Origin of the sequence: Levilactobacillus andaensis, assembly GCF_016861695.1 — a bacterium.
GTDB classification, from domain to species: Bacteria; Bacillota; Bacilli; order Lactobacillales; family Lactobacillaceae; genus Levilactobacillus; species Levilactobacillus andaensis.
The window spans coordinates 1-12,736 of record NZ_BOLP01000019.1 but is presented as its reverse complement, the minus strand read 5'-3'; the positions used below and the strand labels follow the sequence as shown (position 1 = coordinate 12,736).

The 12,736-nt window shown below is 49.0% G+C and carries 11 protein-coding genes, 18 tRNA genes and 1 rRNA gene; 5 read left to right on the top strand and 25 right to left on the bottom strand.

Annotated elements, in window-relative coordinates:
* Positions 1-157: 157 nt before the first annotated feature.
* The 3 genes from JUF10_RS12140 (at position 158) to JUF10_RS12130 (ending at position 2,876) form a co-directional block, all read left to right on the top strand.
* Positions 158-1,528: an aspartate kinase gene (locus JUF10_RS12140; RefSeq protein ID WP_203642700.1), complete on the top strand. Its 1,371-nt coding sequence runs from the start codon at positions 158-160 to the stop codon at positions 1,526-1,528.
* Between the two features lie 4 nt (positions 1,529-1,532).
* Complete coding sequence (dapF, locus tag JUF10_RS12135; protein ID WP_203642699.1) at positions 1,533-2,516, top strand: diaminopimelate epimerase; 984 nt, start codon at positions 1,533-1,535, stop codon at positions 2,514-2,516.
* Positions 2,517-2,651: 135 nt separating this feature from the next.
* The gene (locus JUF10_RS12130) at positions 2,652-2,876 is read left to right on the top strand and encodes a type II toxin-antitoxin system RelB/DinJ family antitoxin (protein ID WP_203642698.1); all 225 of its coding nucleotides are present in this window, start codon (positions 2,652-2,654) and stop codon (positions 2,874-2,876) included.
* A gap of 323 nt (positions 2,877-3,199) precedes the next feature.
* On the opposite strand, the gene JUF10_RS12125 is transcribed toward JUF10_RS12130, so the two are convergent.
* The 6 genes from JUF10_RS12125 to JUF10_RS12100 form a co-directional block, all read right to left on the bottom strand.
* The gene (locus tag JUF10_RS12125; RefSeq protein ID WP_203642697.1) at positions 3,200-4,525 is read right to left on the bottom strand and encodes a glycosyltransferase family 2 protein; all 1,326 of its coding nucleotides are present in this window, start codon (positions 4,523-4,525) and stop codon (positions 3,200-3,202) included.
* Positions 4,526-4,562: 37 nt separating this feature from the next.
* Complete coding sequence (locus tag JUF10_RS12120; protein ID WP_203642696.1) at positions 4,563-5,099, bottom strand: hypothetical protein; 537 nt, start codon at positions 5,097-5,099, stop codon at positions 4,563-4,565.
* A complete protein-coding gene (locus JUF10_RS12115; protein WP_203642695.1) occupies positions 5,099-5,902 on the bottom strand; it encodes an EAL domain-containing protein in 804 nt (267 codons plus the stop codon). Before JUF10_RS12115 ends, JUF10_RS12120 begins: the two co-directional genes overlap by 1 nt.
* A 489-nt stretch (positions 5,903-6,391) precedes the next feature.
* Positions 6,392-7,117: an adaptor protein MecA gene (locus JUF10_RS12110; RefSeq protein WP_203642693.1), complete on the bottom strand. Its 726-nt coding sequence runs from the start codon at positions 7,115-7,117 to the stop codon at positions 6,392-6,394.
* Between the two features lie 149 nt (positions 7,118-7,266).
* Positions 7,267-7,671 carry a transcriptional regulator SpxA gene (gene spxA / locus JUF10_RS12105; protein ID WP_143462142.1) on the bottom strand — a complete coding sequence of 135 codons (405 nt, stop codon included), beginning with the start codon at positions 7,669-7,671 and terminating at the stop codon, positions 7,267-7,269.
* 261 nt (positions 7,672-7,932) lie between these two features.
* Positions 7,933-8,673, bottom strand: a complete 741-nt coding sequence (locus tag JUF10_RS12100; RefSeq protein WP_203642689.1) for an MBL fold metallo-hydrolase — start codon at positions 8,671-8,673, stop codon at positions 7,933-7,935.
* Positions 8,674-8,850: 177 nt separating this feature from the next.
* On the opposite strand from JUF10_RS12100, the gene JUF10_RS12095 reads away from it, so the two are divergent.
* Together JUF10_RS12095 and JUF10_RS12090 are read left to right on the top strand one after the other, a co-directional pair.
* Positions 8,851-9,360: an antibiotic biosynthesis monooxygenase gene (locus JUF10_RS12095; protein WP_203642687.1), complete on the top strand. Its 510-nt coding sequence runs from the start codon at positions 8,851-8,853 to the stop codon at positions 9,358-9,360.
* Positions 9,361-9,459: 99 nt separating this feature from the next.
* Positions 9,460-10,671, top strand: a complete 1,212-nt coding sequence (locus JUF10_RS12090) for a DUF2075 domain-containing protein (protein WP_203642685.1) — start codon at positions 9,460-9,462, stop codon at positions 10,669-10,671.
* Positions 10,672-10,855: 184 nt separating this feature from the next.
* Here the strand turns inward: JUF10_RS12090 and JUF10_RS12085 are convergent.
* The 19 genes from JUF10_RS12085 to rrf form a co-directional block, all read right to left on the bottom strand.
* Positions 10,856-10,929: transfer RNA gene (locus tag JUF10_RS12085), tRNA-Asp, on the bottom strand.
* Between the two features lie 5 nt (positions 10,930-10,934).
* Positions 10,935-11,008: transfer RNA gene (locus JUF10_RS12080), tRNA-Met, on the bottom strand.
* A gap of 20 nt (positions 11,009-11,028) precedes the next feature.
* A tRNA-Glu gene (locus JUF10_RS12075) sits at positions 11,029-11,101 on the bottom strand.
* A 9-nt stretch (positions 11,102-11,110) separates the two neighbouring features.
* Positions 11,111-11,198: transfer RNA gene (locus JUF10_RS12070), tRNA-Ser, on the bottom strand.
* A gap of 4 nt (positions 11,199-11,202) precedes the next feature.
* Positions 11,203-11,277: transfer RNA gene (locus tag JUF10_RS12065), tRNA-Ile, on the bottom strand.
* Positions 11,278-11,283: 6 nt separating this feature from the next.
* Positions 11,284-11,354, bottom strand: a tRNA-Gly gene (locus JUF10_RS12060).
* A gap of 20 nt (positions 11,355-11,374) precedes the next feature.
* A tRNA-Phe gene (locus JUF10_RS12055) sits at positions 11,375-11,447 on the bottom strand.
* A gap of 52 nt (positions 11,448-11,499) precedes the next feature.
* Positions 11,500-11,573: transfer RNA gene (locus JUF10_RS12050), tRNA-Asp, on the bottom strand.
* A gap of 2 nt (positions 11,574-11,575) precedes the next feature.
* Positions 11,576-11,649: transfer RNA gene (locus JUF10_RS12045), tRNA-Met, on the bottom strand.
* A gap of 16 nt (positions 11,650-11,665) precedes the next feature.
* A tRNA-Ser gene (locus JUF10_RS12040) sits at positions 11,666-11,755 on the bottom strand.
* Between the two features lie 28 nt (positions 11,756-11,783).
* Positions 11,784-11,857: transfer RNA gene (locus JUF10_RS12035), tRNA-Ile, on the bottom strand.
* Between the two features lie 14 nt (positions 11,858-11,871).
* Positions 11,872-11,945 (bottom strand) — tRNA-Met (locus JUF10_RS12030).
* Between the two features lie 30 nt (positions 11,946-11,975).
* Positions 11,976-12,049: transfer RNA gene (locus JUF10_RS12025), tRNA-Pro, on the bottom strand.
* A gap of 7 nt (positions 12,050-12,056) precedes the next feature.
* Positions 12,057-12,130: transfer RNA gene (locus JUF10_RS12020), tRNA-Arg, on the bottom strand.
* 36 nt (positions 12,131-12,166) lie between these two features.
* A tRNA-Gly gene (locus tag JUF10_RS12015) sits at positions 12,167-12,238 on the bottom strand.
* Positions 12,239-12,245: 7 nt separating this feature from the next.
* Positions 12,246-12,318 (bottom strand) — tRNA-Thr (locus JUF10_RS12010).
* 48 nt (positions 12,319-12,366) lie between these two features.
* Positions 12,367-12,439: transfer RNA gene (locus JUF10_RS12005), tRNA-Lys, on the bottom strand.
* 3 nt (positions 12,440-12,442) lie between these two features.
* Positions 12,443-12,515: transfer RNA gene (locus tag JUF10_RS12000), tRNA-Val, on the bottom strand.
* Between the two features lie 6 nt (positions 12,516-12,521).
* Positions 12,522-12,638, bottom strand: a 5S ribosomal RNA gene (gene rrf / locus JUF10_RS11995).
* Between the last annotated feature and the right edge of the window lie 98 nt (positions 12,639-12,736).

Below are 12,736 nucleotides of genomic sequence, written 5' to 3'. Positions count from 1 at the left end.
CAATTCCCCTAGAGCGTCAAGACATCGGTCGCGGATTCGCTATGTTTTCTAACTTTACGAACTGAATCCGACTTTCATCGCTTGCTTTAATTTCGACAGCTGTTAAAGTTGCCGTTAAAAATAACTGTAGAGTCTAACTATTTCTGAGGTGATAGCTGTGAAAGTCGTTAAGTTTGGCGGCAGTTCCCTAGCCACTGGCGAACAAGTCGCCAAAGTCGTTTCCATTATCAATGCCGACGCGGAACGCCGCGTCATCGTCACGTCCGCGCCGGGCAAACGGACCCCAACAGATGTTAAGGTCACAGACCTGCTGATTCAATACGCCCAACAAACAATGGCTCATCAAGAGACCACCGTCATCACCACCCAGATTCTCGCCCGCTATCAAGCCATCAGCAATCATTTTGACCTTAATACTGAGGTCATGACTACCCTCACGAACCGGCTTCACGACCTCGCCACCACAACGTTTACGGACAATGCCCATTTACTGGCTACCTTTAAGGCTCAGGGGGAATTACTGAACGCTATTTTACTGGCTGCCATTTTAACTCAACAAGGGATCCCTGCGAAATTTGTAGACCCCCGGACGGTCGGTTTTCTCGTCGGTGGCGCGCCTAATGATGCCAGTATCTTAACCGCAACCTATGCCAATCTGGCCAGCTGGCAACTCCCGACAGACACCCGCGTCGTCTTTCCCGGCTTCTTCGGCTATAGTCAGGCTGGCGATATCTGTACCTTTGCGCGCGGCGGATCGGACATCACCGGGGCCATTCTCAGTCGCGGGCTGCGGGCCGATCTTTACGAGAACTTTACCGACGTCGACGCCATCTTTGCGGTCGACAACCGTATCGTGGCCCATCCCGCGATGATCACGAAGATGTCCTACCGCGAAATGCGGGAACTGTCGTACGCCGGTTTCTCGGTCTTTCAAGACGAGGCCATCATCCCTGCCATTCAAGGCCAGATCCCGGTCAACGTGAAAAACACTAACAACCCGACTGCCCCGGGCACCCTGATCGTTCCGGAGCAATTTCTCTTCAATCCGGCCAATCCCATCACGGGTATCGCGTGTTCCGACCGGTTCTCGGCACTCTATCTTCACCGCTACCTGTTGAATAAGGAGGTTGGTTTTACCTTAAAACTGCTCGAGATATTTCAGAAATACAACCTCTCCTACGAACATATGCCGTCTGGAATCGACGACCTCACCATCATTTTCGACCAGAGTAAGTTAGACACGACAACTATTCACAGTCTCTGCCGTGACATCCGCACCACGCTTCACCCGGACTACTTGGAGTGGATCGACGACTACGCCATCATCATGGTCGTTGGTGAGGGCATTGCCCACACGATTGACACCATGGGAAAAATCATTGACTCACTCACCCAAAATAACATTGCGATTCACATGATCAATCAGGGCGCCTCCCGCATCTCGATCATGATTGGGACCCAGCGCAAGGACGCGCCCGCCGCTGTCCGCCACATCTACGACACATTCTTTGTCAAAAGCGAGGTGTAAGCCATTGTTGACACTAATTAAGGCCCACGGGTCAGAGAACCAATTTTTCTTACTCGACCAAAGCCAACTCACAAAGCCGCTAACCACCACCGAGTTATCGCGGACAACCCGTCACCTCTGCCATCCCCAAACGGGACTTCTGGACGGCGCCGATGGCCTCCTCGTGATTGGCTCAAACCCCGCCTGTCTGGGGACTATGCGCGTCATTAACGCCGATGGCAGTGAGGCCAAAATGTGCGGTAATGGTCTCCGCACTGTCAGCCGTTATCTGGCGGAGAAGTCGGGTAAGTCCCGCTTCCAAGTGGCCACCCTGGAAGCCAATCTTGACGTGTCCCGGTCAGCAAGTCTTGCTCCCAACGTGCCGGCATTCAGCGTTCAAATTGCCCCCATCTCCATGGCCGCCGCCACGCTGCCCTTTGCCTACCACCAGTTGCCGGAGCTCTTCAACACCGCTGTCCCGGAATTTGTTCCCAACCAGACGTTTACGGCCATTGCTGTTCCCAATCCCCATCTGATCAGCTTCGTTGACCAGATTGAGTCAGACGTCTTGGGTGACCTGGGACAGCGTCTGAACACGCCAAATCCTTATTTTCCAGAAGGAGTCAATGTCAGCTTTGCCAAAGTCTTAGGACCTAACCGCTTATTCGTCCAAACGTACGAGCGCGGCGTGGGCTTCACCAACGCCTGCGGCACGGGGATGTCCGCAACTAGTCTAGCCTTTACCATGCAATTTCCAACGCTGTTCGACCCGGCCAGTGACCTTGTCGTCTTGAATCCTGGTGGCTTGGTCAAAACCCATGTCGCTTTAGGGAAAACACCCGCCACCAGTACACTCCGGCTGATTGGCAACGCGACATTTACGGCTAAGATTACCCTGGATGAATCGGACTTTCGTGCGGGCAACTTTTCCACGGTACGCATCGAAACAACTGACGAAGAGGCCGCCTATCAAGCCTTCGTCCACCACGCGAAACGCAGTGTTTTGTAACAAAGAAATTGTGGCGTTGAGGTAACGTCCGTTTTTTTCTGAACCAGACTGTTTTCGGTCAAACTAGCTTTCTCCTAAGTGGCCCACTGGAGAATATTGTCAAAAGATGCTAAACTATCAGCATTATAACGACGAGTGGAGGGAATTGCGATTAAACCAACTTCTAAACCTAAAACGCGATTAACGATTCGTGTCGACCATGACCTTAAGCAGCAAGCCGAAGTCATCGCCGAAGCCATGGGCACAAACTTGCCTAATCTGGTGAACATGTTCTTGGCCCAATTAGTAAATGACAATGGCATGCCTTTCAAGCCTACCCACGACAAGGCCGTGACCGAATTTGATAAAGCCCCTCGCTGATGTTAAAGCTGGTCACATCATATTTTTTACGAGTAGCACTGATTGACTTGACCACCTTGATCAGTTAGAAGACGCTACACATGATTAAATTGACTCTAGCAAAAAGGCCTGGGAGGTTATCCCAGGCCTTTCGTGTCTCCAAAATTATATAGTTGACTGCAGGATGAAAACTGAATTGTCTACTTCAGCCCAGTATTGGTACAAATCGACATCTTTGGTTTAACTGATAACAACTTTACGCCCATCTTCGTAATTGACAGAAAGCCACAGTGTAAGGCGAGAGGTCATACTAGGTTGCCTAATTATCACGCCAATATCATTATTCATTCTTTATGTAACGACTTGCGCTTCGGGCTAACCCAAGTTCCCGACCCGAAGCCGAGAATCGTCTTGAGCGCTGGAATAAAGGTCATGACCACCGTAATCGGATTGACCATCCAGTAGAACAGCATGTAGAGCGGCGCAAAAATCAAATATTTCAGTTTGGCCCCCCGATGATCGAGCAGGAGCGCCGCAATCAGCTGCATAAAGCCCGCGAACAGCTCGAAGGTCACGAAGATAAAGGAAATGACGATTCCGTGAAAGACCCGCTCGAAATCCCCGGTGAAGAAAAAGTAAAGCATCAAGGCAATAAAGGCAATCGAGGTGATCGTAAAGAAGAACGACCAGATGATGGACAACGTCGAATCGACAAACATCGAGAGTTGATAACGGTGTTCGATGGGATGGCGGAAGAACTTCTTAATGTTGGTCAGCCAGACCTCGGTTCCCCCCTGTGCCCAGCGTTTGCGCTGATGGTAGAGGTCCTTGATGGTCTCCGGCACGTTCATGTGAAAGATAACGTTGGGAGCAAACCGCGGCACGGCCCCCAGCATCTGGTGGTCCCAAGCGATACTGATATCCTCGGTTGCCCGGTTCTGGCGGAACCCACCCACGTCGATCAAGAAATCCTTCTTATACAACGTGTTGGCCCCGCTGTAGGCATACATCGAATCGTTGATGGCGGTCTGACTCCGTTTGATGACCCCCACGATACTCGAAAACTCCACCGTCTGCGATTTTCCCAGGAGCGTTGAGCGGTTCTGCACGTCCATGTTCGCCGTCACGGCTGACGTGTTCATGTCCCGGTCGCGCATGAAGAAATTCATATACTTCATTAACGCATCCGGTTCGGGAATCGTATCCGCATCGTTGCTGAGGATGTACTCCCCCTTGGCGAAGTACATGCCAATGTTAAAGGCGTGGGCCTTCCCCTTGTTCTTGAGAATCTCGACGGTCCGCAACCGCGGATACTTCTCCTGCAGCCGGGTGATGATTTCGCCAGTCTTGTCGGTCGACCCATCGTTCATGACCAAGACCTCATAGTTGTCGTAGTTCAGTTCTTCAAATAAATAGGTGATGGTCTCCTCGATCATGACCTCTTCGTTGTGGGCCGGAATCATGATGGTAATCATCGGTTGTTTGCTCGGCAGAATCGGTGACCAGTCGCTGTCTCGTTTGTTGGTTTTTAAGAACCGATAGGATAGGGCGCCGGCAAACCAGAAAAAGGACCCGACCACGGGATATAGGCAGAGAATCAACAGAAAGATGTTGAGAACCGTCTGGCCCAGAGTTGCTTTTAAAATGTTATCAATAAAAATATTCCCCACGAGCCGCTAATTCTCCTTTTCCATCCATACCATCGCGCTACTCATCCAAGTCATTTAAATCATGCTTGGCGTACAAATCATGTATCTGTTCCGTATCCAGATTCTGTTCCGGCTTGACCTGATAATGGCGCACATTTTCGCGGAACTCCTGGTCACCGAACCGCTCCGTCATGAACCGGTCTAATTCGCTCTCTCGTTTCTGTTGATTAATGGGATTAAAGGTTGGCCACTGTTCAACGACCCGATCACGCTTACGGTTCTGAATGATCGTCATCCCCACGGCAAATAAAGAGACCACGACGAATGAGAATAGCAGCAGAACGCCAATGAATTTAATTTCAAAAATCCCCTCTTGATACGTCCAGACGTGAGGCACCCGCGGATTATAGACCGACCAAAAGGACAGCACGGTGACCACGATGGGAACGATGACACAGAGCCACCCGAAAATAGCGACTATCGTTTGCCAGATTTTGAGTCCCCAATGGCCTTTCGCAAAATAATCATCGGTGTAAAGCTGTTGCCGTTCCTGTTCTGACTTTTCTTCTGCTTCCTGTTGCGCCTGCTGTGCCATTACGATTCCTCCCGGGGATTCACAGGGCGACCAAAATGATAGCCCTGCCGCACCCGAATTTTAAGTTGCTCAGCGAGCTTTTCGTCCGCTTCATCTTCAATACCCATCAGGATCAACTGGATATGGTTGTCCTGAGAAAGTTTATTCCAAAACTGTAGATTCAAGTCGAGCCAAACGGACGGGTCTTCCTTACGAAAACTTCGCATGGAACACTTGAGCGAATCGACTTGCGGGAGTAGCCATTCAATATTATTCAGGTTACTCAGCGTGGACCCCACGTTGTCGACATCAAACCGCATCCCGTATTGCCGCGCTTCCTTGATTCGTTTGGCAAATAAACGGCGGTTGATTCGCCCGTCAACGTGGTCTGCCGTGTACTCAACGGCTAAATTCATCGGGGTAATCTTCGAAATGGCCCAGCGGACGAAGTAGTGGAAATCAGGACTGACGATTTGATCGTACTCGAGATTGATTGACAAGGTGATTGGCTCCGCGGGCAACGCCTTGAAGGTATCCTCCAACAGAAAAATCACCCGTTGCAGGGGCAATGAATCCAGTTGCTGGGGGAGCGACCAAGAACCATCGGCATTGTGCTGCCGTAACAAGCACTCATAACCGGTGGTGTTGCCCCGAAAGTCGACTTGCTTTTGAATAAAGTAGCGCAGTTCGAGCTCATGATTCTCTAAATAGTTATTACTGCTCTTCCGTGAGTACCAGTAATAAAACGTGATGGTTCCCACGACAATGACCGCCATGATACCCGTCATCCATAAGAGAACCGCTTCAAGTTGTGCCAGAGACATTGCCAATCACTCCTAGTCCGTAACTATAGCTACTTTTCACACCGTTAATCGTCAAAAAAACACCAATCGGCCTGAATCCCCCCGTTGGTGTTCGTTGATTAACGATTTACTTGTCAGCGTTCAAAGAGTAACTTCGCGCCAATGCTGAAAATAATTAGGTAATAAACACTATGCGGTAATTTTAGCACGAAAAATACATAAAATCTAGCCTATTTTAATCGGGAAAAGGTGAGCTCCCCCAATCACCGCGCTAGCAGCCACTTACCAACCTATCTGCAGTTGATAATCCACCTAGTCTGAGTGCACTCTTCGAACCTAAAAGGCAAACAAAAACGCCAAACCCTCTGCATAAAAAAGAGTTTTGGCGTATAAAGCACACCCTTCCAAAGTTGGGCTTTTCTTGTGCTTTTGGCTGGAAACAATAGGATTTATTAGGAAAACCATTTACTAAGAATGCTGATAACTCAACATTTCGTATCCTATAGAGTCCTAATTATTCCCGATGAAATGAAACCTTGTCAGTTCCAATGCTGAATGTTCCATAATTAACTTCCCGTGTTCGGCGAGCACATCGGCTGCGACCTTGGTTCGGTCCGCATATTCATACGCTACCGCTAATTCGTCCTTGATGGATTCCTTAGACGATTCATTCACGAAGAAGATTAGTTCCAAGTAATAGTCTCCATTGTATTGGTACAAGTTAGACGCTGCGTTCTCGAGGTGCAAGACACGTGCTAAGCTGATCATGTCCTCAAAGGAGTGGAGCTTGACTACCCGCGTCGTTGTGGGCTGACCGTCGTCGTTCAAGTAGTCTTCAATGTCGTTGGAGTCACTCGCCTGCGATTTGAAATTGGAGAAGAAATCTTTCTGATCGTCTTTTTCCAACAAATGCTCCTTAATCTGATCCGACACTTGATCGGGGTGATCACTGTCAACACTAGCGTCGGCACCATTGTCGTCCGCTGCGTCATCCTCGTCTACGTTCTTACTGATAAATAATTCCAGACCGTTACGATTTGGTAAAACCTGGAAGGTCACCGCATCGTTGTCTTGAAATTGGTGATCAACATCGACCTCTTCTAGAATACTATAGAAAAAGCCTTCAATCTGTTTGTGGTTACCCAGTAGATCCAAGACGGTAATGCCGCGTTCGCTTAGATCGTCGTTACCAATAACCACCCGAATCGTGTTTTCATTGATTCGTTCCATTTCCATGAATAACACCCCTTTCTCGTGGGTTTGGGTATTGTCCTTGATTTTCATTCTAGTCATTTTTAGTTACTTGTAAAGTAATCATAACAAAAAAACCGGACTGCAAGTAATATTTTCTCACAAATCCGGTCAGATGCAACTAATTAAGCTTATTAGATACCATTTACTAGGCGTTGGGCTCGCTCTAATTCTAGCGCACGAACCTCACGGGGTAGAAAACGGCGAATTTCTTCTTCATTAAAGCCAACTTGGAGTCGTTTGTCATCCACCATAATCGGCCGGCGTAAGATACCGGGATGCTGGCGAATCAACTCATACAAGTCACGTAGCGGTAAATCGTCCAAATCGACCGTCAATTCTTGGTAGACGCGTGACCGGCGAGAAATGATCTCTTCCGTTCCATTTTCCGTTAACCGCAAGATTGACTTAATCTCAGCTATAGTTAAGGGCTCGGAGAAGATATTCTGTTCCCGATACGCAATTCCGTGTTCTTCAAACCATAACCGAGCCTTACGACAAGACGTACAACTGGGTGATGTATAGAGCATAACTGTCATCATCTTTTCCTCCCTCTCATTAGCAAACGATTCGACTATTAGGGTCACTAACCGATGAACGGCCTTAGTGGCCCGTACGGCATATAAATTATTTAATAATTATATTATACTAGTTTTTTATCAAAAAGGAAGCCTTTTTGTAATTTTAATTAATAAACAATATTATACCATCTGCCTATTTATCGGGTAATTTGAGACGGATAACAACAGTTGTGCCCAGAAAACGGTATCAAGCAATTAACATTAATCGAATAAAAACAATTAGATATTGTAAATGCCTTGAGGCTTAACCACCGCCACATCAATCGCTTCACCAGCCGCAGTCTGTGCCTCTTGCCGTAACTGATCCAAACTCCCCGTCTGTGGGAGATGCGTTAGCAATAGTCGTTTGACACCGGCTTGTTTGGCTAACGTCCCCGCCTGCGTTGAGGTCAGATGCCAGGCGGTTCCCTGATGATCGGCAAAGAAGTTCGTATCCGCTAAGAGCACATCGACTCCCTGTGACCACTCTGCGATACCTTCAAAGGCTGCCGTATCGGCCGTAAAGGCTAAGGTCGCCCCCGTCTTGACCTCAGTGATCCGTGGCGCATAGGCCGGTACTGGGTGATGGGTAGGCAGAAAGTCAATTTTAAAGGGCCCCAGTTCCAGCGTTTCAGCTGGGTTGTATGCTTGGCCGACCGTTGCGTTCGGCCAAGTGAGACTGCCGAAGTTGAGTGAATCGGCCGTATGTCCGTAAATGGGCAACAACGGTTCCGCCTTTTTTCCGGGGGCCAACTGCCAGAGATATTGTAAAACCCCCACGTCGGCCGTGTGGTCATGATGATAATGTGTCAGCAGGACTGCGTTTAATTGTAGTGGGTCCAGCACTTTTTCCAATGCCAGTAAGGCGCCCGAACCACAATCCAAGAGGAGATGGTAGTCACCACTGGTCAGTAAATAGCTACTAGTTCCCACGCCATTATGTGGATATCCCCCGTAACAGCCTAAAATCGTTAATTGCATTGCAAGCATCCTTTCTCGTTTGTCATATTCCCAGTGTAGCGCGCAAACCACAGCGTGTAAACGGTTCGCTTTTTAATCGGAAACCCTTATAATGAAGGTAGTTATCGCTGACTGGATTAATTGCTAAGTGTTCGGACCAATTACCCAGTCTGTTCGCATTCGTTAGGAGGGGTCAGTATGCTTCATAGATTATCTTTAACGTTCGGTACCCGGGATCTGCTCGGTAAAATTATTGCCCGCAACCCCCAACGTCAGCTCATTCTCATGGAAATTGCTGGGGACGATGAAGGCCTACAACTTCTAGATGTCACTGATGAGCCCACCATTTTTACCGGTGGCCTAGACTATCGTGTCCAGCTGCACCAAGGTGCTCGTGACTGGCTCGGCTTCTTTAACTTCTCCTACTTCACCTTTGACCATGACACCGCGACCGTTTTCGATGCTAAAATGAATCAGTTGGCCAGCAATGTCCTCCCCGCTGGTATGACGGCCATGTACGTCCTGACCAAGGAACACAACGCCGGTGAATACGTCTTGTTGACTCAATGGGTAGACAGTGAGGCCTTCTCTCTCTGGCGGCACTCAGCGGCCTTTACACCGATTGCCCAATACGCATCGAGTGCCAATCATTTCCACACCGCAAACTATCACCAGATCAAGCCTGATGCACCAGATTCTAACGCCTAAATTGACCCCCAAGCACTCGGAAAATTCCCGGGTGCTTTTTCATTTGCTTACGATTCGCGGTACAATAGGCATATTCTGTTCTAGAAAGTAGGCGTTAACTTGAGTCACTTTATCTCTAATGCGGCCACCGACAAGATTTCACCCACGTTACCGCTGACAACCGATCAGAAACAATTGGTCGCCCAAATCTTAGGCTTCACGACCGCTCACGTCAACGAAACCGGCCCAGCAGTCTTCACGGTCTATGGCGACGCTGGGACCGGAAAAAGTGTGATTCTAGCACACCTCTTCAATCAGCTACAGACGGCCGCACGCACGCAACCTGACAGTCCGTTAGCCAAAACAACTAACTATTTTCTGGTCAATCACCCAGAAATACTCAAGGTCTATCGCGAAATTGCCGGCAAAGAACCCCACCTGTTAAAAAAAGACTTCCAGCGGCCAACTTCGCTGATTAATCAACTAGCCAAGGGTCAGACCACAGCTGACGTTCTGGTCATCGATGAAGCTCATTTGCTGTTGTCTCAACCAGATCACTACAATAACTTTTACGGAGAAAATCAGTTGAGTTCCCTGCTGACCTCCGCCAAAGTGGTCATCCTTGTCTTTGATGAAACCCAGGTCCTCCGCATGAAGAGTTTCTGGACAGAGCAACGCTTAGAACGCCTGATTGATTGCTATCCACACCAACACGTGCGCTTGACTCACCAATTTCGAATGCAGGCCAGTGATGACCTAGTCGATTGGATCAACGACTTCACTCACAGCCATGTTCGCCCATTGCCACAGGCTGTCGGGACCCACTATGACCTACGTATCTTTAACGATGCTGAGCAAATGCGGCGGACAATTGTTGCCAAAAATAATCAGGTCGGTCTGTCACGCATCGTCTCAACCTCTGGTTACCCCTCCACCTTGGATGGTGGCAAGCACTACATCACGGAGGGTCAATTTCATCTGCCATGGGATCAGTATAACTATACCAGCACTCCCTGGGCAGAGCTTCCACAGACAATTAACGAGGTGGGCTCCATTTATACTTGTCAGGGATTCGACCTCAATTATGTCGGTCTCATCCTGGGTCCCCCACTAACCCTTTCGCCGCAAGATCAGCTGGAAGTCCATCTGGAGCGATACACGGATGTCGAGGCCTTCAAACGGCGGGACGACATTACAGATACACAGAAACTGACTGCCATTAAGAAGCAACTCATCTTAAACTCCGTCAACGTTCTCATGAAGCGAGGCGTCAAGGGCCTCTACATCTATGCCCACGATGCCCATCTCCGTCAGTACCTGGGCGCCAAATAAAAAGTGAAAGCTACGACCCCCACCAAATTGGGGATACCGCAGCTTTCACTTTTTTATGTGTGACCGTCGGTTTAGCTATCGTCGCGATGTCGCCGGTCATTGCTCCCAGCTACCGAGCTGGTTCCTCGCGCTAATCCTTTAGAAAAATCAAAAAAGCCCTCCTAAACAGGAAGACTTTAACTGACGGTCCGTACGAGACTCGAACTCGTGATCTCCTCCGTGACAGGGAGGCGTCCTAACCAACTAGACCAACGAACCAAATATTGCGGGAGCAGGGTTTGAACCTGCGACCTTCGGGTTATGAGCCCGACGAGCTACCAGACTGCTCCATCCCGCGATAATATTAAATTGTGAAAATGACCCGTACGGGATTCGAACCCATGTTACCGCCGTGAAAGGGCGGTGTCTTAAACCACTTGACCAACGGGTCATAACTAAACGGAGAAGGAGAGATTCGAACTCTCGCGCCGCTTCCGCGACCTATACCCTTAGCAGGGGCACCTCTTCAGCCACTTGAGTACTTCTCCATAATGGGCCTAAATGGACTCGAACCATCGACCTCACGCTTATCAGGCGTGCGCTCTAAACCAGCTGAGCTATAGGCCCATATAAAGCGGGTAACGAGAATCGAACTCGCGACAACAGCTTGGAAGGCTGTGGTTTTACCACTAAACTATACCCGCAATATATAGAGTAAATTTAATGGCGCGGGACGGAATCGAACCGCCGACACATGGAGCTTCAATCCATTGCTCTACCGACTGAGCTACCGAGCCATTTGCCATTTAGTAATTATGGATGCCGTACTTGGGCGAACAAGCACAGCAACGGTCCGTACGAGACTCGAACTCGTGATCTCCTCCGTGACAGGGAGGCGTCCTAACCAACTAGACCAACGAACCAATTGCGGGAGCAGGGTTTGAACCTGCGACCTTCGGGTTATGAGCCCGACGAGCTACCAGACTGCTCCATCCCGCGATAATATTAAGATAAAAGGAGGATGAGAGATTCGAACTCTCGCGTGATTTTACTCACCTGACGGTTTTCAAGACCGTTCCCTTCAGCCAGACTTGGGTAATCCTCCATAAAAACATACAATGCCCAACTGGTGATGGACCTTGTAGGACTCGAACCTACGACCGGACGGTTATGAGCCGTCTGCTCTAACCAACTGAGCTAAAGGTCCAGTTCAAGTCCAAATCGCGGCGGGGGGGATCGAACCCTCGACCTCTCGGGTATGAACCGAACGCTCTAGCCAGCTGAGCTACACCGCGAAATGTTAAATAAAATATTTATTTATTTAATCGGGAAGACAGGATTCGAACCTGCGACCCCCTGGTCCCAAACCAGGTGCTCTACCAAGCTGAGCTACTTCCCGTTAAAAATGCACCCAGTAGGAGTCGAACCTACAACCTTCTGATTCGTAGTCAGACACTCTATCCAATTGCGCTATGGGTGCAAATAATGTTACTTTGCTTAATACCGTTAGGTATTAAGCGGAAGACGGGATTCGAACCCGCGACCCCCACCATGGCAAGGTGATGTTCTACCACTGAACTACTTCCGCAAAATAATGCCGACTAGAAGATTCGAACTTCCGACCCCCTGTTTACAAGACAGGTGCTCTACCAACTGAGCTAAGTCGGCATAGCCAGTATCAATGTTCTATCTAAATGCCACTCACCCTAAGGTGAATGAGCCGTGACAGTCTCGAACTGTCGACCCTCTGATTAAAAGTCAGATGCTCTACCAACTGAGCTAACGGCTCAAATGGAGGATACAGGGCTCGAACCTGTGACCCTCTGCTTGTAAGGCAGACGCTCTCCCAACTGAGCTAATCCTCCAAATTCGCGTAGCGACGTCCTATCCTCGCAGGGGGCGATCCCCCAACTACTATCAGCGTGCTGAAGCTTAACTTCCGTGTTCGGCATGGGAACGGGTGTATCCTTCAGGCTATCGCCACTACACTACAGAAAGAACTTATTCTTTCAAAACTAGATATTATTCAATTATTTTCTTTGAGAACACCACGTTTTACAACTTGGTTAAGTCCTCGACCGATTAG